The organism is Tepidiphilus succinatimandens (genome assembly GCF_006503695.1).
In the GTDB taxonomy this organism is placed as follows: domain Bacteria; phylum Pseudomonadota; class Gammaproteobacteria; order Burkholderiales; family Rhodocyclaceae; genus Tepidiphilus; species Tepidiphilus succinatimandens.
This window is the reverse complement of record NZ_SBIK01000009.1, coordinates 82,736-108,261: the sequence shown is the minus strand read 5'-3', so window position 1 is coordinate 108,261 and position 25,526 is coordinate 82,736. Positions and strand designations below refer to the sequence as shown.

Genomic DNA, 25,526 nt, shown 5'->3' with positions numbered 1-25,526 from the left:
CGCATCTTCCGTACCTCCTGTAGCAACTGCGTCCGTCTCATTAGGCACCTCCTTCCATACCTAATGAAAACCGGACAAACCTCGTGCTACAAGTCCGGACAGTTTATTTGTTCGCTACAGCGCTTTCTTCGGCTCGTGGACGAACTCGATCGGGTCCTCGATGGTGAGGATATGGACCGGCTGATGCGTGTTGATGTGATCGAGCATCGCTGCCAGCGTGGTCGATTTTCCCGAGCCGGTGGGGCCGGTGACGAGCACGATGCCGCGGGGCTGATCGCAGATGGTCTTGAACACGGGCGGCGCGGCGAGCTCTTCGAGCGTGAGCACCTTGCTCGGGATGGTACGGAAAGCCGCCCCCATGCCCCGGTCCTGCAGGAAGGCGTTGACCCGGAAGCGGGCGATGCCGGGTACTTCGAAGGAGAAGTCCGCCTCCAGATGTTCCTCGAAGTTCTTGCGCTGCGCATCGTTCATGATGTCGTAGACGAGCGCCTTGACGTCGGCATCGGTGAGCACAGGCAGGTTGATGCGCCGGATGTCGCCGTTGATGCGCAGCATCGGCGGCAGGCCGGCCGACAGGTGCAGGTCGGAAGCCTTGTTCTTGACGGAGAAGGCGAGCAGTTCGGTGATGTCCATACGATCTCCTGGGAGGCGGACGGCGGCGATGCTATACTCGGTTCAATCTTAGACTTCGAGTATGGCTTCGGAATGACGATTGTAGCGGATTCGTCGCGCCGCGAGGAACTTTTGTGCCGCCGGCTCGAGGCGCTGCGCGCGCGCGTGGCCGAGACCGAGGTTCGTGCCGGGCGTCCTCCCGGTTCGGTGACGATCGTGGCGGTGTCGAAAACTCAGCCGCCGGAAGCCGTGCGCGCGGCCTTTGCCTGCGGGCAGCGGGTCTTCGGCGAGAACTACGTACAGGAAGGCGTGGCTAAGGTCGAGGCGCTCTCGGTCCTGCCGCTCGAGTGGCATTTCATCGGTCCCATCCAGAGCAACAAGACGCGGGCCATCGCCGAACACTTCGCCTGGGTGCATTCCGTCGATCGCCTGAAAGTGGCCGAGCGGCTGGCGACGCAGCGCCCGGCCGCCTTGGGGCCGCTGCAGGTGCTGCTGCAGGTCAATGTGAGCGGCGAAGCGAGCAAGTCCGGCGTGGCACCGGCCGAGGTGCCGGCGCTCGCGCAGGCGGTGGCGGCATTGCCTGGTCTGCGCCTGCGCGGTCTGATGTGCATTCCGGAGCCGACTTCCGACGAGGCTGTGCTGCGTGCGCGTTTCCGTATGCTGCGCCGTTGCCTGGAAGAGCTGCGCGCACAGGGGCTCGAGCTCGACGTGCTCTCGATGGGCATGTCGGGCGATTTCACCCTCGCCATCGAGGAGGGAGCGACGCACGTGCGCCTGGGGACGGCGATTTTCGGGGAGAGGAAGAAACCATGAGAATCAGTTTTCTTGGCGGCGGCCGCATGGCCGAGGCCCTGATCGGCGGTTTGTTGGCGCGCCAGGTGGCGAGTGCGCGCGCAGTCCAGGTGATGGATCCCGACGCGGTGCGCTGCCGGGCGCTGGAAGCGCGCTTCGGCGTGGCGGCGCAGACGGTGCTCGACGATGCCTGGTTCGAGACCGACGTGATCGTGCTGGCAGTCAAGCCCCAGCATTTGCGTGAGGCGGTGACTCCGCTCGCCGGCCGTCTGGGGCGGATCCTGGTGCTGAGCATCGCCGCGGGCTTGCCGCTTGGCGTGATCGGGCGCTGGCTCGGCGGGCACCGGCGGCTCGTGCGTGCCATGCCCAATACGCCTGCCCTGGTGGGGGCGGGAGTCACGGGGCTCTACGCCGACCCGAGCGTCGATGCGCTGGGGCGCGAGGAGGCCGAGCGCATCATGGCGGCGGTGGGCGAGGTGCTCTGGGTCGAGGAGGAAGGAAAAATCGACGCGATCACCGCCCTTTCCGGCAGCGGCCCGGCCTATGTCTTCGCCTTTCTCGAAGCCTTGCAGGCGGCAGGCGAAGCGCTGGGGTTCGACGCTGCCACTGCCCGCCGTTTGGCGCAGGCCACCGCCGCGGGCGCGGTGCGACTCGCCCAGGAGAGCGAGGAGCCGCTGTCGCGCCTGCGCGAGAACGTGACCTCCAAGGGAGGAACGACGGAGGCGGCGCTCGCGCGCCTCACCGAGCGGGGCTTTGCCGAGACTGTGCGCGAGGCGGTGTTCGCCGCCCATGCGCGCAGCCAGGAACTCGCGCGGCAGCTGGGCGAGGCGCCGTGATGATGGGCCAGCAGCTCTTCGATCTGGTGCTCGGCACCTTGGCGCAGGCCTTCACCGCCGTGCTCTGGCTGCGGGTGCTGATGCAGGCGCAGCGCATTTCCTTCTACACACCGCTGGGGCGTTTCGTGCTCGCGCTCACCGATTGGGCGGTGTTGCCGCTGCGCCGCATCTTGAAGCCACGCATGCGCTGGGACGCAGTGAGCCTGGGATTGGTCTGGGCGACGCAGTCGCTCTTCGTGCTGCTGAAGATGGCGCTCTTCGGCCAGCTCGCGCTCTTGCCGCTCGGCGGGCTCATCGGTCTGGTGGTACTGGGCGGGCTACTCGAGAGCTTCTACGTGCTGGGATATCTGCTCTTTTTCGCGGTGCTCTTCGCGGCGGTCCTGAGCTGGGTCAATCCGCGCGCTCCGGCCGCGGCGATCGCCGAGGCGATCGTGGCCCCCTGGCTCGAACCGATCCGGCGCGTCGTGCCCGTGATCGCCGGCATCGACCTGAGTCCTCTCGTCTTTCTGCTGCTGTTGCAGGTGCTGGCGATCGCCGGCGGGCAGTTGCGCTTTCTCTTGGTGCGGCTGCTGCTGGGCGGCGGGCTGGGATGAATGAAGCGTCGCCCATCCGCCTCGAGCCCGAGGCGGTGGTGGTGAGGCTGCACGTGCAGCCGGGCGCCAAACGCAGCCAGTGGGCGGGACGCCATGGCGGAGCGCTGAAACTGCGCGTGGCCGCTCCCGCCGTGGACGGGAAGGCGAACGAGGCGCTCGTGCGCTTTCTGGCCGAATTCTGCGGCGTGCCGCGTGCGGCCATCGCGATCGTGCAGGGAGAGACGGGCCGTGCCAAGCGCGTGCGCATCGCCACCTCCGATCCGCAGGCGGTGGCGGCGCGGCTTGCAACTCTGCTTTAGCGGCTGAAGACCGGGCGGCCGGCCACCAGGGTGGCGACCACGCGCCCCTGCACCGTTTGCCCCAAGAGCGGCGTGTTCTTCCCCAGGCTTGCAAGCGACTCGGGTGTGACCTGCCAGCGGGCCTCGGGGTCGAAGAGGCAGAGGTCGGCCACCGCACCTTCTCCCAGATGGCCCGCGTTTTCCTGGCCGAGGAGCCGGGCAGGATGGTCGGTGATGGGAGCGAGCGCCGCGGCGAGGTCGAGCCCGCGCTCGCGCCCCCAGGCTAGCGTGAGCGGCAGCAGCAGCTCCAGCCCAGTCGCACCGGGTTCGCTCTCGGCAAAGGGGACGGCCTTGGCGTCGTCGTCGACCGGGGTGTGGTTCGAATCGATCACGTCGATCAGTCCTTCGGCCACGGCCTGGGCGAGCGCCGCGCGGTCGGCCTGGCTGCGCAACGGGGGGATCACGTGTGTGTGGGTGTCGAAGTGCCCGATGTCGTGTTCGCTGCAGGCAAGGTGCAGCGCCGAGACGCTGGCGCTCACGGGCAGCCCCGAGGCTTTCGCCTGGGCGAGCAGCGGCAGCGAAGCGGCGCTCGAGAGATGCTGCACGTGCAGCCGCACGCCGGTAGCGCGGGCGAGTTCCAGAAGCCGCGCCAAGGCGATCGTCTCGGCGCAGGCGGGAATGCCTGGCAGGCCCAGGCGGGCAGCCACTTCCCCGTCGTGCGCGCAGCCGGCTGCCGCGAGCCAAGGGTCGGAGGCGGTGAGCCATACGGGGAGATCGAAGGTCGCGGCGTACTGGAAGGCACGAAAGAGCGACAGGCTGTCGGCGATGGGCACGTCGGCCTGACCCAGGGCGACGCAGCCGACTTCGGCAAGGAGCGCCATCTCCGAGAGGCGCTCGCCCTTGAGTCCCAATGTGAGAGCGCCTACCGGGTGCACGTGGGCGAGCCCCAGCGCTTCGGAGCGGAAACGCAGCATCTCGACGAGGCCGGCTTCGTCGAGCGGGGGGTCGGTGTCGGGCGGGGTGACGACGCGCGTGATGCCGCCGCGCACGGCGGCCTTGAGCTCGGAGGCGAGCGTGGCGCGATATTCGAAACCGGGTTCGCGCAGCCGGGCGAAGGTATCGATGAGGCCGGGGCAGACGACCAACCCTTCGGCCTCGATGGTGTGATCGGCGTGGAAATCCGGCGCCGGGCCGCGGCCGACGATGCGCCCGTCGGCGATCAGCAGGTCGGCGAGCTCTTCTTGGCGACGACGGGGATCGACGAGGCGGGCGCCGCGGATGCGCACTCTCATGCTTGGGCTCCTTGTCCGGCGAGCAGGCTCATCACCGCCATGCGCACGGCGATACCGAAGGTGACTTGCGGCAGGATCACCGACCGGGGGCCGTCGGCCACCGCCGAGTCGATCTCGATGCCGCGGTTGAGCGGCCCCGGGTGCATGACGATGGCGTCGGGCTTGGCGAGCGCGAGTTTCTCGGGCGTGAGCCCGAAGCGTTGGTGGTACTCTTCCTTCGAGGGCAGCAAGGCCCCTTTCATGCGCTCGTTCTGGAGCCGCAGCATCATGACGACGTCGACGTCGCGCAAGCCCTGGCGCAGGTCGTGGAAGACTCGGGCGCCGAACTGTTCGAGCCCTACGGGCAGCAGCGTCTTGGGGCCGATCACACGCAGCTCGCCCACGCCCAGAGTGGTGAGCGCGGCGATCTCGGAGCGGGCCACGCGCGAGTGGAGCACGTCGCCGACGATGGCCACCGTCAGCCGGGAGAAATCTTTCTTGTAGTGCCGGATGGTGTACATGTCGAGCAGCCCCTGCGTGGGGTGGGCGTAGCGTCCGTCGCCGGCATTGACCACGTGGATGTGCTCGAGGCCGCGCTCTCGCAGGTGACGGGCGATGAGGAAGGGCGCGCCGCTGCTCGCGTGGCGGACGACGAACATGTCGGCGTTCATCGCGCAGAGGTTGTCGATGGTGTCGAGCAGCGACTCACCCTTGGTGGTGGAGCTCGTGCTGACGTTGAGGTTGATGACGTCGGCCGATAGCCGCTTGGCGGCGATCTCGAAAGTGGTGCGCGTGCGGGTGGAATTCTCGAAGAAGAGGTTGAAGACGCTCTTGCCGCGCAGCAGTGGCACTTTCTTCACTTCGCGTTCGGTGACTTCGAGGAAAGGCTCGGCCATGTCGAGGATCTGCAGCAGCACCTCGCGCGGCAGCCCGTCGAGGCTCAGGAGATGCTGCAAGCGGCCATGTTCATCGAGTTGTGGGTGGCTCATCGCGCAGGGTCCGGAGGGTGAAGAGGCCCGCTTCATTGCGGGCGAGTTCGAGCCGCTCGTCGGCAGGCAGCGGCTGGGGCAGGGTATGGGCCACGTAACGCGCGCAAATCGGAAGTTCCCGTTCGCCGCGATCGACGAGTACGGCAAGCTCCACGCGCGCGGGGCGGCCGTAGTCGAAGAGCTCGTTGATCGCCGCGCGCACGGTGCGGCCAGTATAGAGCACGTCATCGACGAGCAGGATCCGCGCATCCTGTACAGGGAAAGGGATGTGCGAGGCGCGCACGCGCGAGCGGCCCAGGCCGCGCTGCGCGAGGTCGTCGCGGTAAAATGAAATATCGATGCTGCCGAGCGCCTTGGCAGGGGCGAGCTCGCGCTGCAGCCGCTCGGCGAGCCAGACGCCACCGGAGTGGATGCCCACCAGCGCGTCGAACCGGTCGATGTCGGGAGCGAGCCGTTCGCGCAGCCTCGCATAGAGGGTTTCCGCCTCAGGGAGTAGGTTCATGCGGGTTCCTTGGGGGCGACGGCGTCGCGCCAGGGCGCGCCATCGAAGAAACTTTGCAGGATCATGCGCGCAGCGAGCGCATCGCGCACCGGTTTGCGGTGGCGCCAGTCGCGGCGGCCGGCTTCCACGAGTTGGCGTTCGGCCACACAGGAAGAGAAGGCTTCATCGACCAGCACCACGGGCAGCCTATGGCGGCCGTGGAGGCGGCGGGCGAAGCGCTCGCAGCGCTGCCCATGCTCGTGGTCTTGCGCTTCGCCGGGGCGGCCGACGACGAGCAGCACGGGCTGCCACTCCTCGATCAGCGCGGCGATGGCGGCGAAGAACGCGGATTCGTCGCGCGAGGGAAGCGTGGTGAGCGGCACCGCCAGGCGCAATTCGAGATCCCCCTGGGCGAGACCGGTGCGGGTAAGGCCATAATCGAAGGCGAGCACCGTTCCGCGCCGCGGCAGGGCGGCTTCAACCGTGTCCGGCATGGATGACGAGGTGATGAAGCGCTACGCCCAGGAGCGCGAGCGCCGCTTCATAGCGTTGCTCCGGCGCCACGCCGAAGATGAGTTCGGGGTCGGCCGGGACGGTGAGCCAGGCGTTTTGCGCGAGTTCCTGTTCGAGCTGACCCGGGGCCCAGCCGGCGTGCCCCAGGACGACGAGGAAGTCGTGCGGATCCTTGCCTTCGCCGATCGCCTGCAGCACGTCGCGGGAACTGGTGAGCGCGAGACCATGCGGCAGCACCGTGGTGCCGTGCCAGCTTCCGCCCGGGCGGTGCAGCACGAACCCGCGCTCGGTCGCCACTGGGCCGCCGAAGAAGACCGGCCGGGCGGCAATTGCGGGAACGGGGGGCGACAAGTCAATGCGCTCGTAGAGGGTGCCGAGCGTGATCTCGGTGGGACGATTGATGATCACGCCCATCGCCCCTTCTTCGGAGTGCTCGGCGAGATACACCACCGTCTGGGCGAAATTGGGATCGGCCATGTCGGGCATGGCGATCAGGAAATGATGCTTGAGGCTTACGCGGGATCGGCTCATGGGCGAATTCTAGCTCAATTCAGAAAGGGACGATCGAGCACGGGGGCACGAGGAGCGGCGTCGGGCGTACCTTGCCGCCGCTGCTGGATCAAATCATAGAAAGGGTCTTCCGTCATGTCGTTTGGCGGAGGAGCTTCTTCGACGGGTTCAGATGAGGGTGGATACGGCGAGGGAGGCGGGTATTCGCTGTAATGATACTCGGTCTTGTCGTCGAGCTGCACCGTGGAGATCCCTTCTGGCATGGGGCGTTTGACCTCGGGTTGGCCTTGCAGTGCCGTCTCCATGTACTCGATCCAGATGGGCAACGCGGCGCGCCCCCCCGTCTCGGCCCGTCCGAGCGAGCGCGGCTGGCTGAAACCGAGCCAGCTCACGGCGACGATCTTGGGCTGATAGCCGGCAAACCAGGTGTCGACCTGGTTGTTGGTGGTGCCGGTCTTGCCGGCCAGGTCTGAGCGCTTGAGCCGGGCGCGCGCCGCCGCGGCCGTGCCGCGCTCGACCACGGTGCGCAGCAGCGAGTCCATCATCCAGGCGTTGCGCTCGGAGAGTACGCGGGGCGCGTCTTGCCCTGCGACCTTTGGCTGCACGCGCAGGAGCAGATTGCCTTGGGCGTCGCGGATCTCCTGGATGAAATAAGGCTCGACGAGGTAGCCGCCGTTGGCGAACACGGCATAGGCCCGCGCCATTTCCCAGGGGTTGGCGCTGCCGGCCCCAAGGGCCATCGTCAGGTAGGCGGGGTGTTTCGCCGGATCGAGCCCGAAACGGGTGATCCATTGTTGGGCGTAGGCCGGCGTGATGTCGTTGAGCACGCGGATCGCGACCACGTTCTTGGACTTGGCCACGGCGTCGCGCAGGCGCATCCAGCCTTCGTAGCGATCGTCGTAGTTTTTCGGCTCCCAGTCCTTGCTGCCGGTGAGCTCGGCGGAAAAGAAAAGGGGCGCATCTTCCACCCAACTGCCCGGACCCCAGCCTTTTTCCAGAGCAGCGGAATAGATGAAGGGTTTGAAGGAGGAGCCGGGCTGGCGCTGCCCTTGGGTGGCGTGGTTGAATTTCGTCAGGCCGAAATCGTAGCCGCCCACGAGGGCGCGCACCGCCCCGGTGTCGGCATCGAGCGAGACGAGCGCCGCCTGCGCTTCGGGTAGCTGGGTGAGTTCCCAGCGCTCATTGGGCAGAGGACGCAGACGCACGACGGCGCCGGGCCGCAGACGCTGTTCTTCGGGGGCCTTGGCGCCGAGGCTGCGGCGCACGAAGTCGAGCGCCTTGTCGGTGAATTCCACGGTCTTGCCATGGCGCCAGACGACGAGCCTGCGATCGCTCGCTTCCAGCACGACGGCGGCGAGCGCCTCGGGGAAATCGGGGTAGGACGACAGCTGGGCATCCAAGGTATCCCAATCGCGCTCGGCCACCGCTTTGGCGTCGAGCATGCCTTCGGGGCCGCGGTAGCCATGGCGCCGGTCGTAGGCCAGAAGCCCGTGGCGCACGGCGGCCTCGGCGGCGCGCTGGTCGGCCAGGCGGATCGTCGTGAAGATCTGGATGCCGGCGGTGTAGGCAGCGTCCCCGAAACGCTCCAGCGCGAAGAGGCGCGCCATCTCGGCCACGTACTGGCCGACGCCGTTGCCGTTGATCGCGGTCGGATCGTTGCGATAGCGGTCCTGGGCGAGCACGATCGGTTCGGCCACCGCCGCGGCGTATTGCTCTTGCGTGATGAAACCTGCTTCCAGCATGCGCGAGAGCACATACTCGCGGCGTTTCTTCGCCGCCTCGGGGTTGCGGATGGGATTGAGCTGCGAGGGCGCCTTGGGCAGCCCCGCGAGCAGCGCCGCCTCGGCCAGCGTGAGCGCCTGCACCGGCTTGCCGAAATAGGTCTGCGCTGCGGCGGCGAAGCCGTAGGCGCGTTGGCCGAGGTAGATCTGGTTGAGGTAGAGCTCGAGGATCTGATCCTTGCTCAGTTCGCGCTCGATCTTGAGGGCGAGCAGGATCTCGTAGAACTTGCGGTTGAAGGTTTTTTCGCGCGAGAGGTAGAAATTGCGCGCCACCTGCATGGTGATGGTTGAGGCGCCCTGAGCCTTGCCGCCACGCACGAAATTGACGAAGGCGGCGCGAACGATGCCTTGCACGTCGATGCCGGGGTGCTCGTAGAAGCGCTCGTCCTCGGCGGCGAGGATGGCCTGCTTGAGGTGATCTGGTATGACATTGACGTTTAAGACGACACGCTTCTCTTCGCCGAACTCCGCCAGGGGTTCGCCTTCGGCGGAGTAGACGCGCAAGGGGATCTTCGGCTGATAGTCGATGAGCTGATCGAGCGTGGGCAGCTGCTGCCAGGCGAGGACGATGGTCGTTGCAAGAATGCCACAGGCGGCGATTCCCAAGGCGAATAGGGCGAGTATCGAGGTTTTGACCCGAGACATGAGGGTGTCCGTAGAAAGTTTTTTGATTATACCGAGTGAAAGGGCGTTGTCCTTGGATGGATATGCCGATTATAATTGCCGCGCGACCGTGAGGCATGATGCCGGACAGGGGGCCATCGGATGATCTGGGACAAGTTGCTGGGGTGGGGGAGCGGTAGCGGAAGTGGGCTGATCGGGGTCGACCTTTCGGCTTCCGCGGTCAAAACATTGGAATTGTCTGGCAGCATCGAAGTTCCGCTCATCGAACAAAGCGTCATCGTGCCACTTGCCGAAGGGGCAATGGTCGACAACGCGCTGGTCAACTTCGATGGGGTGGCGCAGGCCTTGCGCGCCGCGATTTCCCAGCACCACGGGGGGGCGAAGCGGCTCGCCTTCGCCTTGCCAGATGCCGTCGTGATGATGAAGACGGTGACGCTGGCCGCCCTGGAGAGCGAACGCGAATTCGAAGAGCTCGTCCTGATGGAGGCGGCGCGTTTCGTCCCCTTCCCGCTCGAAGAGGTCGCGCTCGACTGGGAGATCACGGGGCCGGGCCATCTCGAAGAAACCGTCGAGGTCTTCATCGTCGCGGCCCGGCGCGACCGCGTCGATGAGCTCGTGGCGCTCGCCGATGCGGTCGGTGTGGAACCCGCGGTGGTCGATGTCGCCTCGCTCGCGTGGCAACGGGCCCTGGTTCGGGGTAGCGAGGAAGAAAGGTCGAAACGCATCGAGGCGCATTGTAATCTCGGGGCGAACCTCTTGGAAGTGTTCGTCTTCCATCGCGGCAGGCGCGTTTTCGATCGCACCCAGCCCGTGGGAGGGCAGCAGCTCGCCCGCGAATTGATGCGCCGCAGCGGCAAAACGGCTCAGGAAGTAGAGCAGATGACCGAAGAACATCGCTGGCCGGTCGATCTCCTCGGCCAGGTGGTGGTTCCTTTTTGTGACACGCTCGCCCAGGAAATCGCCCGGGCGCTGCAATATTTTTTTGCAACCCAGTCCTCGGATCACGTCGATCGGGTCGTCCTGGGCGGGGGCCTGGCGGCTTTGCCGATGCTCCCCGACGCCGTCCGGCAACGGGTGGCGGCTCCCGTCGAAGTGGCCGACCCCTGGAAGGGTTTTCAGGTCCATCCGCGCCTGCGTGACCGCCTTCGCCCTAGTCTCGCGCCGCGCATGGTCATCGCCACCGGTCTCGCCCTGCGGAGGTTCGATCAGTGACCCGTATCAATCTCTTGCCCTGGCGCGAAGCGCTGCGAGAACGGCGCCGGCGCCTGTTCTACAGCGGGCTCGTCGCCGCTGCCTTGGCCGGGGTGCTCGTTGGCATCATCGGCTCTCTCTACCTCAATGGGCTCATCGAGCGACAGCAGGAGCGTAACCGCTTCCTCACCGAGCAGATCGGCCAGCTCGACAAGCAGCTTGCCGAGCTCAAAGAATTGCGCACCCTCATCGATGGCATCGTCGCCCGCAAGAACGTCATCGAGTCCCTGCGCGCACGTCGCGTCGAGCCGGTGCTGCTCTTCGACGAGCTGCCCCGGCGCCTTCCCGAAGCCACTTTTCTCGAGTCCTTGGAGCGGCGCGACGCCCTCGTGACCTTGCGCGGCGTTTCCCAGTCGAACGCGCGCGTCTCCGAGACCATGCGCTCCCTCGATGCCTCGCCTTATCTCACCGACGTGCGGCTCATCGAGACCTTGGGCCTCGATAGAAACGGGCAAAGGGTGGTTCGGTTCGCCTTGCAGTTGCGCATGGACCGTCCCGTGATCGAGGCGATGGGAGCGGAAAAACCGGCGGCGGAGGGCAAACCATGAAAGTCGATGTGCGCTTCGATCTGCGGCGCGATCCGTTGCGTTGGATCAGGCAGTTCCGCGATCTGGATCCTCAAGATCCCGGCAGATGGCCGCCGGCTCCGCAAATCACGGTCATGGTGCTGCTGTTTGCCCTCATCGTCGCCGGTGCCTGGTGGTTTTTCTGGACCTCACAGGCCGAGGAGCTCGAACGTGTCAAGGGGCAGGAGAAAGAGTTGCGCGACCAGTGGCTGGTGAAGAAACGGCAAGCGGTCAATCTGCCGGAATACCGGGCCCAGCTGCGTACGGCCGAAGCCCAGTTCGGCGCCTTGCTGAAGCAGCTCCCGAGCAAATCCGAGATGGATGCCCTGTTGCAGGACGTGCATCAATTCGGGCTGAAGCGGGGGTTGCGTTTCGAGTTGTTCCGGCCGGGAGACGAGGCGCGGCGAGACTTCTACGTCGAGATGCCCGTGGCGATCGCACTCGAAGGGGGATTCCACGAGATCGCCGGGTTTCTCAGCGACGTCTCTTCCATGCCGCGGGTGGTGACGTTCGGCGACATCAAGCTCGCGCCGCAGAAGGACGTGGGCCTGAAGTTCGAGGCGACGCTGCACACCTACCGTTATCTGGACGAGGAAGAGCTCAACGCGGCCGCACCCAAGCCGGCGGCAAAAGGAGGGAAAAAATGAGCTTCCCTTCACTGCCTGCGTTTGCGTCGGTTTTGGCCGCATTCCTGCTGACCGGGTGCGTCGAGGCCCCTCCTTCGGACGTGACCGACATCCAGCAATGGATGGAGGAATCTGCCCGGGGGCTGAAAGGGCGGGTCCCGCCGCTTCCCGAAGTCAAGCCGTTTCCTCCAGTGGCTTACAAGGCTCAGGATTTGACCGACCCCTTCGATCCCGGCCGCTTGGCCCCGCCGGCGCTCAAGTCGGCCAAGGGAGGGGGCTTGCCCGCGCCAGACATGAATCGGCCGCGCGAGCCGCTCGAGCGTTTCTCGCTCGAAGAGCTCAAGCTCAGAGGGGTATTGCGCCGGGGCAAAGAGATCCGGGCGCTGATCGAGGCCCCGGACGGCGTCTATCCCGTCTCGGTGGGCTCCTATCTCGGACAGAATTTCGGTCGGGTCGTGGCGATCGAGGATACCAAGCTCAAGATCGAAGAAATGGTGCAGGATGCCGAACAGCGTTGGGTCAAGCGGCCGGTGGAATTGAACTTGGAGGGAAAACAATGATTCGCGAAGCTGGAGAAGTCCTGGGTTTCGAGCCCAAGAGGAGTGCCGCCGCACGCTGGCTGGGAATCCTCGTCTTGGGAATGTGCCTCACGCTGCTTTTGGTCGGCGGGCGTTCGGCCATGGCCGAGGAGAAGACCGCCCTCCTCAAAGACGTCTCCCTCGTCGAATCGGGACAGGGAGGGATGCGGGTCGATTTCGTCTTCGAGGGGAGCGTCGCCAATCCCTCGCATTTCGCGCTCACCAGCCCTTCGCGCATCGTCATCGATTTTCCCAATGCGAAGAGCCAGTTGGGAGCACCCTCGCGGGAGATCAAGCGCAACGGCATCGAGCGGATCTACGCGGTCGAGGCGGCCGGGCGCTTGAGGGTCGTCCTTGCCCTGTCGCAGCCGATGACCTACCGCCTCGCCCAGATCGGCTCGGGCTGGGGTCTCGAGCTCGAAGCCGGTACCGCCGCTCAAATGGCCAGCAAGGCGCAGGAAGCCCTCGTTCCCTACCAGACGCAGGCGGTGGGGCAAGCCGCCTCGTCGGGGGGTGGGGCCGTCGTTCCTTCGATCCTCTCGGTCGACTTCCGGCGGGGAACGAACGGTGAGGGCAAGGTGATGGTGCATCTCTCCACCCCTGAGATCGCGCCCGACCTGCGCCGTGCCGGCGAGCGCATCGAGGTCGTCTTCCCCGAGACGGCGCTGCCGCAGGAGCTCTACCGCCGCAGCGACGTGACCGATTTCGCCACGCCGGTGCAGAGTTTCCGCTTCGAGCGGCGCGGGCGTGATACCGTGCTCGTGATCGAGCCCAAGGGCAACTGGCAGCACACCGCCTATCAGGCCGACGCGCTCTTCGTCGTCGACATCCAGCCGATTCAGGAAGACCCCAACAAGGTGCTCGTGGGCAAGCCGCAGTACAAGGGCGAGCGACTCACGCTCAACTTCCAGAACATCGACGTGCGCGCCGTGCTGCAGGTGCTGGCCGACTTCAGCGGCTTCAACATCGTCGTCTCCGACACCGTGCAGGGCACCATCACCCTGCGCCTGGTCGACGTGCCCTGGGATCAGGCCCTCGACATCATCCTGCAGAACAAGAAGCTCGACAAGCGTCAGCAGGGCAACGTCATCTGGGTGGCGCCGGCGCAGGAGATCGCCGAGCAGGAGAAGGTGCGTCTGGATGCGCTCAACCAGAGCATCGAGAAGGGGGTGCTGGTCACCGAGAGTTTCCAGATCAATTACCACTCGGCGGCCGAGATCTACGCCATGATCTCGAATGACAATACCAGCGGCGGAAACAACAGCAATACCAAGAAAATGCTCTCCGACCGCGGCATGGCCACCTTCGACATGCGCACCAACAAGCTCTTCATCACCGATGTCGAAGAGCGTCTACAGGCGGTGCGCGAGCTCCTGAAGCAGATCGACGTGCCGCCGCGCCAGGTGGTGATCGAGGCGCGCATCCTCGAAGTGTCGTCGAACTTCAACAAGGAGATCGGGGCCAAGCTCAATACGAACAATAGGCCAATCATTTCGGCCGATTATTTCAACATTGGACCGATCAACCGTCCCTTCTTCCAGCAGAATACCAACGTCGATGCCGGGCAATTCTCGACGTTCGCGCTGTCGATCTTCAACCGCTCGGCGACGCGCTTCCTCAACCTCGAGCTCAACCTGGCCGAGGTCACGGGCAAGAGCCGCATCGTCTCCAACCCGAAGATCATGACGGCGAACAACATCGAGGCGCGTATCGCCGTGGGACAGGAGATCCCCTACGTGACGACGGTGACGGCCAACAACATGACCACACCGAACGTGCAATTCAAGGAGGCGGTGCTCGAACTTCGGGTCACGCCGGTGCTTACGCCCGATGGCCGGATCCGCATGAAGGTGGTGGTGCATGACGACCAGCCGGATTATTCAAGAAGCATTCAGGGTAATCCGCCGATCCGCAAGCGTGAAGTGGTGAGCGACGTCCTGGTCGACAACGGGGGGACCGTCGTCCTCGGCGGCCTCTTCCAGGAGTCCGAGACCAACGGTGTCGATCAGGTGCCCTGGCTGGGCGATGTGCCGGTCTTCGGGAATCTCTTCCGCAACAAGTCGAATTCCGCGACGCGCACCGAGCTGATGGTGTTCCTCACGCCGCGCATCGTTGCCGAGGATCTGCGCCTGCGTTGAGTCTGCCGCGCCTCGTGCATGAAAGACCCGCCTGCTGCAGGGGCGGGTTTTTTTACGCCGTATGGCAGAGCTTTTTTTACGGTACACTAGCCTCGATCAACGAATGTGAGCGTATCGGGTGGAGCCCATCGTGTTCATCGGGATGATGGGGGCCGGCAAGACGACCTTGGGCCGCAGTTATGCGGCGCGGCACGGGCTGGCTTTCATCGACAGCGACCAGGAGTTGGAGGCGCGAACCGGCGTCTCCATCCCTACGATCTTCGCCGTCGAGGGCGAGGAGGGATTTCGCGAGCGTGAGGCGCGGATGCTTGCCGAGCTGCTCGGCCGCGAGGACCTCGTGCTCGCCACCGGCGGCGGGGTGGTATTGCGGCCGGAAAACCGGGCGCAGCTGCGCCGTCGCGGCATCGTGGTCTATCTGCACGTGCCACCGGAGGTGCTGTGGGAGCGACTGCGGCACGATCGCCATCGGCCGCTGCTGCAGGTGCCGCAGCCGAGGCAGCGCATTTTCGAACTCTACGCCCAGCGCGACCCGCTCTACCGCGAGGTGGCCGACGTCGTGGTCGATGGCGGTCGGCTGAAGCCTGCGGCCATGCTCGCGCGGGTGGAGGAGGCGGTGCGCGACTACCGGTCGGGCAAAGGGGAAGGGGCGGTGGTGGCGGAAGGAGAGCGGGATGCGTGAGCTGGCCGTCGATCTGGGTGAGCGGTCCTATCCTATTTTCATCGGTTCCGGCGTGCTTACGGCCCATGAGTTGCTGCTGCCGCACCTGGAGCAGCCGCGCGCGGTGCTCGTCACGAATGAGACGGTGGCGCCGCTCTATCTCGAGCGCGTAACGACTATGCTGGAGCGTCACGCCGTGCGCGTCGACTCGGTGGTGCTGCCCGACGGGGAGCAGTACAAGAACTGGCAGACCCTGGAGAAAATCTACGATACCTTGGTGGATACCCGTGCCGAGCGCACCACTCCCCTCATCGCCCTGGGAGGGGGAGTGATCGGCGACATGACCGGTTTCGCCGCCGCCACCTGGCAGCGCGGGGCTCCTTTCGTCCAGATGCCCACCACGCTCCTGGCGCAGGTCGATTCTTCCGTGGGCGGCAAGACGGCGATCAACCATCCGCGCGGCAAGAACATGATCGGAGCTTTCCATCAGCCTCGTGCCGTGCTCATCGACACCGATACGCTCGCGACCCTGCCGCTGCGCGAGCTGCGCGCGGGGCTCGCCGAAGTGATCAAGTACGGGCTCATCCGGGATGCTGCTTTCTTCGAGTGGCTCGAGGGGCACATGGAGGCGTTGCTCGCGCTGGAGCCGGGGGCCGTGGCCTTCGCCATCGAGCGTTCCTGTCGCAACAAGGCCGAGGTGGTGGCGGCCGACGAGACCGAGCGCGGCGAACGGGCGCTGCTGAACCTGGGACACACCTTCGGCCACGCGATCGAGACGGGGACAGGCTACGTCGGCTGGCTGCACGGTGAGGCGGTGGCCGTGGGGATGCTGATGGCGGCCGAGGTGTCGCTGCGCCTGGGCTGGCTCGACGAGAACGAGCTCGCCCGCATCGAGGGGCTCTTGATCCGCGCCGGCCTGCCGGTGCAGGGGCCGGGCTTGCCGGTGGATGAGATGCTGCACTGGATGGCCGGAGACAAGAAGGTGAGCGGCGGGCGCCTGCGGCTCGTGCTGCTGCAGGGCATCGGCCGCGCGGTGGTGACGGCAGAGGTTCCGCCGTCCGTGTTGCGCGCCGCGATCGAAGCGAGGAGCTGAGATGCTCGCGCCCTACGCCGTCCATGAAGCGGCGAGCCGCGGGCGACGGCACCCCGAGCCGAGCGCGGCGCCGCGCAGCGAGTTCCAGCGCGACCGTGACCGGATCGTCCATTCGAGCGCCTTTCGCCGGCTGGAATACAAGACCCAGGTCTTCGTCAATCACGTCGGGGATCACTTTCGCACGCGGCTCACCCATTCGCTGGAAGTAGCGCAGATCGGCCGCTCGATCGCCCAGATGCTCGAGGTGAACGACGTGCTGGTCGAGGCGATCACGCTGGCGCACGACCTGGGGCACACCCCTTTCGGGCACGCAGGACAGGAGGCGCTCGACGAGTGCATGAAAGAGGAGGGCGGGTTCGAGCACAACCTGCAGTCGCTGCGCATCGTCGACGAGCTCGAGGAGAAGTATGCCGAATTCGACGGGCTCAACCTCATGTTCGAGACGCGCGAGGGCATCCTGAAGCACTGCCGGCCGGAGCACTGGGCCCGGCTGGGGGACGTGGCCGAGCGGTTTCGCCGCGACTTGCGGCCCTCGCTGGAAGCGCAGATCGCCAATCTCGCCGACGAACTCGCCTATAACAACCACGACATCGACGACGGTCTGCGCTCCGGTCTCCTCACCTTGGATTCCCTCGAGTCGGTGCCGATTTTTGCGCGCACGCGCGCCGAGGTTCAGGCGCGCTACCCGGGGCTGGAGCGCAAGCGCCTCATCCACGAGACGATCCGCCGCATGATCTCGCTCATGGTGCTCGATCTCGTCGAGGAGAGCCGCAGGCGCATCGCCGAGGCCGATCCCGCCTGCGTCGAGGACGTGCGCCGCGCCCCGTCGCTCGTGCAGCATTCGAGCACGATGCGCGAGGAAGTGGCGCTGCTCAAGCGCTTTCTCTTCCTTCAGCTCTACCGTCATCCGCGGGTGGTCGACATGAACCGCCGGGCGCAGCGCATCATCCGCGAGCTCTTCGCCGCCTATGCCGCCGATCCTTCCTTGTTGCCCGAGGCGCACCGGCGCCGTTTCGCCGAAAAAGGCCGGCGCGCACTGGCCGATTACATCGCCGGAATGACTGACCGCTACGCCGTTCGCGAGCACCGTCGACTCTTCGGTCTGGAAGAGGCGTTCTGAGCCTGCCCGCCGCCTTTGACCATGCAAAGATCAGGGACAAATTTCTCGCTTGCCGATCTTGATCGGCGGGCACTTCGACGGTATAGTGTTTCGCCCGCTTTTTTCGGCGCCAAGCCTCGCCGTCCGTGCTCCATCCTCCGCGAGGCGCGGTTTTGCTGCGCCGGATCAGCGCACCCTTCTTTTCACACCCATTGGATCCGAGTCGAGGAAAGCCTGACCATGTCCGAATCGTCGCCATCTGCCGGTCTCTACCGTCCCGAGTTCGAACACGACGCCTGCGGCGTCGGTTTCGTCGCCCATCTGAAGGGCGTCAAGCGCCACGACATCGTCACCCAGGGGCTGGAGATCCTGAAGAATCTCGATCACCGCGGTGCAGTGGGGGCCGATCCCCTGCAAGGCGATGGGGCCGGTATCCTCATCCAGATTCCGGACCGGCTCTACCGCGAAGAGATGGCCAAGCAGGGGGTGACGCTGCCGCCGGCCGGCGACTACGGCGTGGGAATGGTCTTTCTGCCGCAGGAGACCGCCTCGCGCCTGGCCTGCGAAGAGGAGATCGAGCGGGCAGTGCGCGCCGAGGGACAGGTGGTGCTCGGCTGGCGCGACGTGCCCGTCGATCGCACCATGCCCATGTCCCCGGCGGTGAAGGCCAACGAACCGGTGATCCGGCAGATCTTCATCGGCCGCGGTCCTGAAGTCATGGTCACCGACGCGCTCGAGCGCAAGCTCTACGTGATCCGGCGCCGCTCGGCCAATGCCATCCGCGCCTTGAACCTCGAGCACGCCAAGGAATTCTACGTCCCCTCCATGTCGGCACGCACCGTGGTCTATAAGGGGCTGCTGCTCGCCGACCAGGTCGGCCGCTACTACCAGGATCTCGCCGATCCGCGCACTGAATCCGCGCTCGCGCTGGTGCATCAGCGCTTCTCGACCAATACCTTTCCCAAGTGGAACCTCGCCCATCCGTTCCGCATGATCGCGCACAACGGCGAGATCAACACCCTGCGCGGCAACTACAACTGGATGCGGGCGCGCGAACGGGGCGTCTCCTCCACCCTGCTCGGCAAGGATCTGGAAAAACTCTGGCCCATCATCTATCCGGGACAGTCGGATTCGGCCTCCTTCGACAACGCGCTCGAGCTCCTGGTGATGAGCGGCTATACGCTCGCCCACGCCATGATGATGCTCATCCCCGAGGCCTGGGAAGCGCATACCCTCATGGACGAGCGCCGTCGCGCCTTCTACGAGTATCACGCGGCGATGATGGAGCCTTGGGATGGTCCGGCGGCGGTGGCCTTCACCGACGGGCGCCAGATCGGGGCGACGCTCGATCGCAACGGCTTGCGGCCGGCGCGCTACCTCGTCACCGACGATGATCTCGTCGTCATGGCGTCTGAAGCCGGCGTGCTGCCCATTCCCGAAGAGAAGATCGTGCGCAAGTGGCGCCTGCAGCCGGGCAAGATGTTTCTCATCGACATGGAGCAGGGCCGCATCATCGACGACAAGGAGCTCAAGGAGACGCTCGCCAACGCCAAGCCCTACCGCGAGTGGATCCAGCGCATCAACATCAAGATCGATTCCCTGCCCGCGCCCGGCAGCGCCGCCGTGTATTCGGCGCAGTCGTCCGTGCCCATCCTCGACCTGCAGCAGGCCTTCGGCTACACGCAGGAAGACCTCAAGTTCATCCTCGACCCCATGGCCGAGAGCGGCGAAGAGGCGGTGGGGTCGATGGGCAACGACGCGCCGCTCGAAGTGCTCTCGGCGCGGCCCAAGCCCATCTACCATTACTTCCGTCAGCTCTTCGCGCAGGTGACCAACCCGCCGATCGACTCGATCCGCGAGCAGATGGTGATGTCGCTCGTCTCCTTCATCGGCCCGAAGCCGAACCTGCTGGAGCTCAACGAGATCAACCCGCCCTATCGGCTCGAAGTGCCGCAGCCGGTGCTCGACTTCGAGGCGATGGCCAAGCTGCGCGACATCGCCCGCTTCACCAAAGACCGTTTCCGCAGCCACGAGATCGACATCTGCTATCCCGTGTCCTGGGGCAAGGAGGCGGTGGAGGCGCGGCTCGCTTCCTTGTGCGCCCAGGCCGAGGATGCGGTGCTCAATGGCTACAACCTGCTCATCGTCTCCGACCGCAAGGTCGATGCCGAGCACGTCGCCATTCCGGCGCTGCTCGCCACTTCCGCCATTCACCAGCACCTGGTCGATAAGGGGCTGCGCACCCGCACGGGCCTGGTGGTCGAGACCGGCTCGGCGCGCGAGGTGCACCATTTCGCCGTGCTCGCGGGCTACGGAGCGGAGGCCGTGCACCCCTATCTGGCGCTCATGACGCTGCGCGAGCTCGCCAACGGCGACGAGAAGCAGGAGCAGGAGTACGTCAAGCACTTCATCAAGGCCATCGGCAAGGGCTTGATGAAGACGATGTCCAAGATGGGCATCTCGACCTACATGTCCTACACCGGTGCGCAGATCTTCGAGGCCGTGGGCATCAAGCAGTCGGTGTGCGACAAGTACTTCACCGGCACGGTGAGCCAGGTGGAGGGCTTGGACGTCTTCGATCTGATGGACGAGGCGATCCGCCTGCACCGGGCGGCCTTCGGCGAGAACCTCTTTCTCGAGAACCGGCTCGACGTCGGCGGCGAGTATGCCTACCGGCGCTTCGGCGAGGAGCACATGTGGACGCCGGATGCCATCGCCAAGCTGCAGCACGCCACGCGCTCGGGGCGCTTCGAGACCTACGAGGAGTACGCCCGCATCATCAACGACCAGAGCCGCCGTCTCATGACCCTGCGCGGCCTCTTCCGTTTCCGCAAGGCGGCGCAGCCGATCCCCCTGGAAGAGGTCGAACCGGCCAGTGAGATCGTCAAGCGCTTCGCCACCGGCGCGATGTCGCTCGGTTCCATCTCCACCGAGGCGCACACCACGCTCGCCGTGGCGATGAACCGCATCGGCGGCAAGTCCAACACGGGTGAAGGCGGCGAGGATCCGGCGCGCTTCAAGCCGATCGCCAAACCGACCCGGCTCTCGGAGGTGATCGGGCCGCATCGCATCGCCCGCGATCTCGAGCTCAAGCCCGGCGACAGCCTGCGCTCGGCGATCAAGCAGGTGGCCTCCGGCCGCTTCGGGGTGACGGCCGAATACCTCGTCAACGCCGACCAGATCCAGATCAAGATGGCGCAAGGCGCCAAACCCGGCGAGGGTGGGCAGCTGCCGGGGCACAAGGTCACCGAGTACATCGGCTTCCTGCGCCACTCGGTGCCGGGCGTCGGGCTCATTTCGCCGCCGCCGCACCACGACATCTATTCGATCGAGGATCTGGCCCAGCTCATCCACGACCTGAAGAACGCCAACCCGAAGGCCTCGATCTCGGTGAAACTGGTGGCCGAGGTGGGGGTGGGTACCGTCGCCGCGGGCGTGGCCAAGGCCAAGGCGGATCACATCGTGATCGCCGGTCACGACGGAGGCACGGGGGCTTCCCCCATCTCCTCGATCAAGCACGCCGGTTCGGCCTGGGAGCTGGGCCTGGCGGAGACGCAGCAGACGCTGGTGATGAACCGTCTGCGTGGCCGGGTACGGGTGCAGGTCGACGGTCAGATCAAGACGGGGCGCGACGTGGTGATCGGGGCGCTGCTCGGTGCCGACGAGTTCGGCTTCGCCACGGCACCGCTGGTGGTCACCGGCTGCATCATGATGCGCAAATGTCACCTCAACACCTGCCCGGTGGGTGTGGCGACGCAGGATCCCGAGCTGCGCCGGCGTTTCTCCGGGCAGCCCGAGCACGTGATCAACTACTTCTTCTTCGTGGCCGAGGAAGTGCGTCGCCTCATGGCCGAGCTCGGCGTGCGCAAGTTCGACGAGCTCATCGGTCGGGTGGATCTGCTCGACGTGCGCGAGGCCGTCGATCACTGGAAGGCCAAGGGGCTGGACTTCGGCAAGGTGCTCGCGCGCATCGAAGCGCCGGAGGGGGTGGCCACGCGCCACTGCGAGACGCAGGATCACGGGCTCGACAAGGCGCTCGATCTGCGCTTGCTCGAACTCGCCAGGCCGGCGCTGGAATCGCGCAAGGTGGTGCACGCCGAGGTGCCGATCCGCAACGTCAACCGTACGGTGGGCGCGATGCTCTCGGGCCGCATCGCCGAGCGCTACGGCCACGAGGGCCTGCCCAACGATACGGTGCGCTTCACCTTCCGCGGTACGGCCGGGCAGAGCTTCGCCGCCTTTCTCGTGCGCGGCGTCACGTTCGACCTGATCGGCCAGGCCAACGACTACGTCGGCAAGGGGCTTTCGGGCGGGCGCGTCATCGTGCGCCCCGATCCGGCCTTCCGCGGCGAGGCGCCGGAGAACATCATCGTCGGCAACACCGTGCTCTACGGGGCGATCGAGGGCGAAGCCTACTTCAGCGGTGTGGCCGGCGAGCGCTTTGCCGTGCGCAATTCGGGTGCGGTCGCCGTCGTCGAAGGCGTGGGAGACCACGGCTGCGAATACATGACGGGCGGCACGGTGGTGGTGCTCGGGCGCACGGGGCGCAACTTCGCCGCGGGCATGTCGGGCGGCATCGCCTACGTGCTCGACCTCGACGGGGACTTCGCGCAGAAATGCAACCAGGTGCAGGTGGCGCTCGAGCCCCTGCCCGAGGAGCTGGAAGCGCGGGCGCAGTCCGACTTCGGCCCCGAACTCGAGACGCACGGCTTTGTGCGCATCGACCACCTGACGATGGGCGACGAGCTCATCCTCAAGGGGCTCATCGAGCGCCATGCGCGCCTCACCGGCAGTCGCCGCGCCAAGGAGATCCTGGCGCACTGGAGCCTGTGGCGCGCCAAGTTCGTCAAGGTAATGCCTCATGAATATCGCCGGGCGCTGCGCGAACTCGCTGCCGCGCGTGCGGCCAGCATGGCCTGATTCTCTCTGGAGATTGCAAAGAAATGGGCAAACCCACAGGTTTTCTCGAATACCGCCGCGTCGCGGAAGCCTACGATCCGGTTCCCGAGCGGATCCGGCATTACAAGGAGTTCGTGCATCGCCTCTCGGAGGGTGAGGCGACGGTCCAGGGCGCGCGCTGCATGGACTGCGGCATCCCGTTCTGCCACAACGGCTGTCCGGTGAATAACCTCATCCCGGACTGGAACGATCTCGTCTATCGCAAGCGCTGGCGCGAAGGCTGGAACGCGCTCGATGCGACGAACAATTTCCCCGAATTCACCGGTCGTGTATGTCCGGCACCGTGCGAGGCAGCCTGCACGCTCAACATCAACGACGATGCAGTCGGCATCAAGTCGATCGAGCGCTTCCTCATCGATCTCGCCTGGGAGCGCGGCTGGGTGCTGCCGCATCCGCCCAAGCGCAAGACCGGCAAGAAAGTCGCGGTGGTCGGCTCCGGCCCGGCGGGGATGGCCGCGGCGCAGCAGCTGGCGCGCGCCGGGCACGAGGTGACGCTCTTCGAGAAGAACGACCGCATCGGCGGTCTGCTGCGCTACGGCATTCCCGACTTCAAGCTGGAGAAATGGCTCATCGACCGGCGCCTGGCGCAGATGGAGGCCGAAGGCGTGCGGTTTCGTACCGGCGTGCTCGTCGGGGCCTCGGATACCCCCCCTGCGATCCAGAATGCGGCCAAGAGTTTCGTCTCCGCCGAAGAGCTGCGCCGCGAGTTCGACGCGGTGGTGCTCGCCGCGGGTTCGGAAGTGCCGCGCGACCTGCCGGTGCCGGGGCGCGAGCTCGAAGGCGTCTACTTCGCGCTGCAGTTCCTCATCCCGCAGAACCGTGAGGTGGCGGGCGATGCGCCCAATCCGATCTCGGCCAAGGACAAGCACGTGGTGGTGATCGGCGGCGGCGACACGGGCGCCGACTGCGTGGGGACGGCGATTCGCCATGGCGCCAAGTCGGTGACCCAGCTCGAGCTCATGCCGCGTCCGCCCGAGCAGGAGGACAAAGCGCTCACCTGGCCGTACTGGCCGAACAAGCTGCGCACCTCGACCTCGCACCTCGAAGGCGAGGTGAAGCGCGAGTTCGCCGTGCTCACGAAGGCGTTTATCGGTGACGGTGGCCGCGTGCGCGCGCTGCGGCTGGCGCGGCTCGACTGGAGTGGCGGACAGATGAAAGAGATCCCGGGCTCGGAATTCGAGATCCCCGCCGATCTCGTCTTGCTCGCCATGGGCTTCACCCATCCGCTCGGGGCACTGCTCGAAGCCTTCGGGGTGGAAAAAGATGCGCGCGGCAATGCCGCTGCGCCTACCGAAGGACCAGGGGCCTACGCGACCAGCGTGCCGGGGGTGTTCGCCGCCGGCGACGTGCGCCGGGGGCAATCGCTGATCGTCTGGGCGATCCGTGAAGGGCGCCAGGCGGCTCGCGCGGTCGATCTCTACCTGATGGGCGAGAGCGTCCTGCCGGCCTGAGGCGGCGGTATTTGTTCCGAATCCCGAGGAAGCCGGCCGCCTGCGTGGCCGGCTTCGTTTTTTGCCGGAGTGAGTATGAACGATCGACTCTCGCGCAGCGAACGCGCAGCGGTGGTGCGGCTCGCGGCGGTGTTCGCGCTGCGCATGCTGGGGCTTTTCCTCATCCTGCCGGTGTTTGCCGAGTACGCCCGGCATTTGCCGGGCGGTGAGGACCGGGCAGCGATCGGCCTGGCGATCGGCATCTACGGTCTCACCCAGGCGGTGCTGCTGATCCCTTTCGGCGCAGCCTCCGACCGCTTCGGGCGCAAGCCGGTGATCGTCGCCGGACTCGGGCTCTTCGTGCTGGGCAGCCTCGTGGCTGCCTTTGCACCCGACCTGCACTGGCTCACCTGGGGGCGGGCCTTGCAGGGCGCGGGGGCGATTTCGGCGGCTGTCACCGCCCTGGTGGCCGATCTCACGCCCGAGACGCATCGCACGCGGGCCATGGCCCTGATCGGTTCGAGCATCGGGCTCACCTTCGCCCTCTCCCTGGTGTTGGGGCCGGCGCTCTACGGCCTGGTGGGCATGCGCGGCATCTTCCTCCTCACGGGGCTGCTTGCTGCCGGCGCGGCGGTGATGGTCTGGCGCGGCGTGCCCACTCCGGTGCGCTCCGCCGTTGCTGCAGCAGCCCCGAGCACCTCGCTGTGGGCGGCGCTCAAGGACGCGCGCCTGCTGCGGCTCGATGCCGGCGTATTTTTGCTGCATTTCATTCAAATGGCGATGTGGGTGGTGGTGCCCAGTGCGCTGGTTTCGCGAGGAGGATTGCCGCTCGAGCACCACTGGAGCGTCTATCTGGCGGCGGTGCTCGTTTCTTTCGCGGTGATGGTGCCGGCCATCGTCTTCGCCGAACGCCGCGGCCACCTGAAGCCGGTCTATCTGGCCGCCATTGCGCTGCTCGCCGTGGTGCAGCTCGGATTTGCCTTGTGGGCGAACGACGTGTGGACGATCGGGCTGTGGCTCACGGGGTTTTTCGTCGCGTTCAACATCCTGGAGGCGACCCAGCCTTCCTGGGTGTCGCGCATCGCGCCGCCGGAACGAAAAGGGGCGGTGCTCGGCGTCTATAATACTTTGCAATCTCTGGGACTTTTTTGCGGCGGCTGGGCAGGGGGGCTGATCGCCCAGCACCTCGCACCGGGGGCGATCCACTGGGTGGCGGCGGTGCTCGCCCTCGCATGGTATGCTTTGAGCCTCGGGTTGCAGCCGCCGGAGAACCCGCGGGATTCCCATCATTCATGAAGAGGACGAAACGATGGCATCGGTCAACAAAGTAATTCTGATCGGCAATCTCGGCCGAGACCCCGAAACGCGCTACATGCCTAGCGGCGAGGCCGTGTGCACCTTCTCCGTGGCCACCTCCGAGACCTGGAAGGACAAGGCCACGGGCGAGCGCAAGGAAGCCACCGAGTGGCACCGGGTGGTGTTCTTCGGCCGTCAGGCGGAGATCGCCGCGCAATACCTGCGCAAGGGTTCCTCCGTCTACATCGAGGGCAGCCTGCGCACGCGCAAATGGACCGATCAGAGCGGCCAGGAGCGTTATACCACCGAGATTCGCGGCGACGTGATGCGCATGCTCGGCTCGCGCGCCGGCGCCGGCGCCGGAGCCGATGCGCCGATGGATGAGGGCGCCCCTTCGCCTGCTGCTGCGCCACGGCAGAGCGCCCAGCCTGCGTCGCCGGCCAAAGGGGGATTCGACAACGGATTCGAGGAAGACGACATCCCCTTCTAGGCAGAAGGGGGCTGTTTCTGGTCCCGATCGTCCCGGTGCAGGGATTTCCCGTATCGGGATTT

At 66.1% G+C, this 25,526-nt stretch carries 22 protein-coding genes and 1 pseudogene; 16 read left to right on the top strand and 7 right to left on the bottom strand.

Going from position 1 to position 25,526, the window contains the following annotated elements:
• Positions 1-117 precede the first annotated feature (117 nt).
• A pseudogene (locus tag EPD82_RS07080) lies at positions 118-633 on the bottom strand (type IV pilus twitching motility protein PilT); the annotation flags it as partial.
• Positions 634-705: 72 nt separating this feature from the next.
• Between EPD82_RS07080 and EPD82_RS07075 the strand changes: the two are divergent.
• The 4 genes from EPD82_RS07075 to EPD82_RS07060 are packed head-to-tail and all read left to right on the top strand — an operon-like array spanning position 706 to position 3,132.
• Positions 706-1,425, top strand: coding sequence for a YggS family pyridoxal phosphate-dependent enzyme (locus tag EPD82_RS07075; RefSeq protein ID WP_141056245.1), 720 nt, complete (start codon positions 706-708; stop codon positions 1,423-1,425).
• On the top strand, positions 1,422-2,240 hold the full coding sequence (proC, locus tag EPD82_RS07070) for a pyrroline-5-carboxylate reductase (protein WP_055422867.1): 819 nt from the start codon (positions 1,422-1,424) through the stop codon (positions 2,238-2,240). Before EPD82_RS07075 ends, proC begins: the two co-directional genes overlap by 4 nt.
• Positions 2,240-2,833 carry a YggT family protein gene (locus EPD82_RS07065; protein WP_141056244.1) on the top strand — a complete coding sequence of 198 codons (594 nt, stop codon included), beginning with the start codon at positions 2,240-2,242 and terminating at the stop codon, positions 2,831-2,833. Before proC ends, EPD82_RS07065 begins: the two co-directional genes overlap by 1 nt.
• The gene (locus tag EPD82_RS07060) at positions 2,830-3,132 is read left to right on the top strand and encodes a DUF167 domain-containing protein (protein ID WP_141056243.1); all 303 of its coding nucleotides are present in this window, start codon (positions 2,830-2,832) and stop codon (positions 3,130-3,132) included. The genes EPD82_RS07065 and EPD82_RS07060 overlap by 4 nt, the downstream gene beginning before the upstream one ends.
• Here EPD82_RS07060 and EPD82_RS07055 read toward each other — a convergent pair.
• Genes EPD82_RS07055 through EPD82_RS07030 form a run of 6 tightly spaced genes read right to left on the bottom strand, consistent with a single transcriptional unit; the run spans position 3,129 to position 9,301 of the window.
• Positions 3,129-4,403 (bottom strand): dihydroorotase, encoded by a 1,275-nt coding sequence (locus EPD82_RS07055; RefSeq protein ID WP_141056242.1) that lies wholly within the window; start codon positions 4,401-4,403, stop codon positions 3,129-3,131. The genes EPD82_RS07060 and EPD82_RS07055 overlap by 4 nt on opposite strands.
• On the bottom strand, positions 4,400-5,371 hold the full coding sequence (locus tag EPD82_RS07050; protein WP_055422863.1) for an aspartate carbamoyltransferase catalytic subunit: 972 nt from the start codon (positions 5,369-5,371) through the stop codon (positions 4,400-4,402). Before EPD82_RS07050 ends, EPD82_RS07055 begins: the two co-directional genes overlap by 4 nt.
• The gene (gene pyrR, locus EPD82_RS07045) at positions 5,349-5,873 is read right to left on the bottom strand and encodes a bifunctional pyr operon transcriptional regulator/uracil phosphoribosyltransferase PyrR (RefSeq protein WP_141056241.1); all 525 of its coding nucleotides are present in this window, start codon (positions 5,871-5,873) and stop codon (positions 5,349-5,351) included. The genes EPD82_RS07050 and pyrR overlap by 23 nt, the downstream gene beginning before the upstream one ends.
• Positions 5,870-6,346, bottom strand: coding sequence for a Holliday junction resolvase RuvX (gene ruvX, locus EPD82_RS07040; RefSeq protein WP_141056240.1), 477 nt, complete (start codon positions 6,344-6,346; stop codon positions 5,870-5,872). The genes pyrR and ruvX overlap by 4 nt, the downstream gene beginning before the upstream one ends.
• On the bottom strand, positions 6,330-6,896 hold the full coding sequence (locus EPD82_RS07035; RefSeq protein ID WP_055422860.1) for a YqgE/AlgH family protein: 567 nt from the start codon (positions 6,894-6,896) through the stop codon (positions 6,330-6,332). Before EPD82_RS07035 ends, ruvX begins: the two co-directional genes overlap by 17 nt.
• A 14-nt stretch (positions 6,897-6,910) precedes the next feature.
• Complete coding sequence (locus EPD82_RS07030; protein WP_141056239.1) at positions 6,911-9,301, bottom strand: penicillin-binding protein 1A; 2,391 nt, start codon at positions 9,299-9,301, stop codon at positions 6,911-6,913.
• 120 nt (positions 9,302-9,421) lie between these two features.
• Between EPD82_RS07030 and pilM the strand changes: the two genes are divergently transcribed.
• The 12 genes from pilM (at position 9,422) to ssb (ending at position 25,464) form a co-directional block, all read left to right on the top strand.
• Entirely contained in the window at positions 9,422-10,492 is a 1,071-nt protein-coding gene (pilM, locus tag EPD82_RS07025; protein WP_028874316.1) for a type IV pilus assembly protein PilM, read from the top strand.
• The gene (locus tag EPD82_RS07020; protein WP_055422858.1) at positions 10,489-11,079 is read left to right on the top strand and encodes a PilN domain-containing protein; all 591 of its coding nucleotides are present in this window, start codon (positions 10,489-10,491) and stop codon (positions 11,077-11,079) included. The genes pilM and EPD82_RS07020 overlap by 4 nt, the downstream gene beginning before the upstream one ends.
• A complete protein-coding gene (locus EPD82_RS07015; protein ID WP_055422857.1) occupies positions 11,076-11,744 on the top strand; it encodes a type IV pilus inner membrane component PilO in 669 nt (222 codons plus the stop codon). Before EPD82_RS07020 ends, EPD82_RS07015 begins: the two co-directional genes overlap by 4 nt.
• On the top strand, positions 11,741-12,283 hold the full coding sequence (locus EPD82_RS07010) for a pilus assembly protein PilP (RefSeq protein ID WP_055422856.1): 543 nt from the start codon (positions 11,741-11,743) through the stop codon (positions 12,281-12,283). The genes EPD82_RS07015 and EPD82_RS07010 overlap by 4 nt, the downstream gene beginning before the upstream one ends.
• On the top strand, positions 12,280-14,439 hold the full coding sequence (locus EPD82_RS07005) for a type IV pilus secretin PilQ (RefSeq protein ID WP_141056238.1): 2,160 nt from the start codon (positions 12,280-12,282) through the stop codon (positions 14,437-14,439). Before EPD82_RS07010 ends, EPD82_RS07005 begins: the two co-directional genes overlap by 4 nt.
• A gap of 118 nt (positions 14,440-14,557) precedes the next feature.
• Positions 14,558-15,118, top strand: a complete 561-nt coding sequence (locus EPD82_RS07000) for a shikimate kinase (RefSeq protein WP_088178253.1) — start codon at positions 14,558-14,560, stop codon at positions 15,116-15,118.
• Positions 15,111-16,190 (top strand): 3-dehydroquinate synthase, encoded by a 1,080-nt coding sequence (gene aroB, locus EPD82_RS06995; RefSeq protein ID WP_055422854.1) that lies wholly within the window; start codon positions 15,111-15,113, stop codon positions 16,188-16,190. The genes EPD82_RS07000 and aroB overlap by 8 nt, the downstream gene beginning before the upstream one ends.
• A 1-nt stretch (position 16,191) precedes the next feature.
• Entirely contained in the window at positions 16,192-17,310 is a 1,119-nt protein-coding gene (locus tag EPD82_RS06990) for a deoxyguanosinetriphosphate triphosphohydrolase (RefSeq protein WP_055422853.1), read from the top strand.
• Positions 17,311-17,529: 219 nt separating this feature from the next.
• Positions 17,530-22,209: a glutamate synthase-related protein gene (locus tag EPD82_RS06985; RefSeq protein WP_141056237.1), complete on the top strand. Its 4,680-nt coding sequence runs from the start codon at positions 17,530-17,532 to the stop codon at positions 22,207-22,209.
• A gap of 23 nt (positions 22,210-22,232) precedes the next feature.
• Complete coding sequence (locus EPD82_RS06980; protein ID WP_055422851.1) at positions 22,233-23,699, top strand: glutamate synthase subunit beta; 1,467 nt, start codon at positions 22,233-22,235, stop codon at positions 23,697-23,699.
• 75 nt (positions 23,700-23,774) lie between these two features.
• Positions 23,775-24,974, top strand: coding sequence for an MFS transporter (locus EPD82_RS06975; protein WP_055422850.1), 1,200 nt, complete (start codon positions 23,775-23,777; stop codon positions 24,972-24,974).
• A 13-nt stretch (positions 24,975-24,987) separates the two neighbouring features.
• Positions 24,988-25,464, top strand: coding sequence for a single-stranded DNA-binding protein (gene ssb / locus EPD82_RS06970; RefSeq protein ID WP_141056236.1), 477 nt, complete (start codon positions 24,988-24,990; stop codon positions 25,462-25,464).
• Positions 25,465-25,526 lie beyond the last annotated feature (62 nt).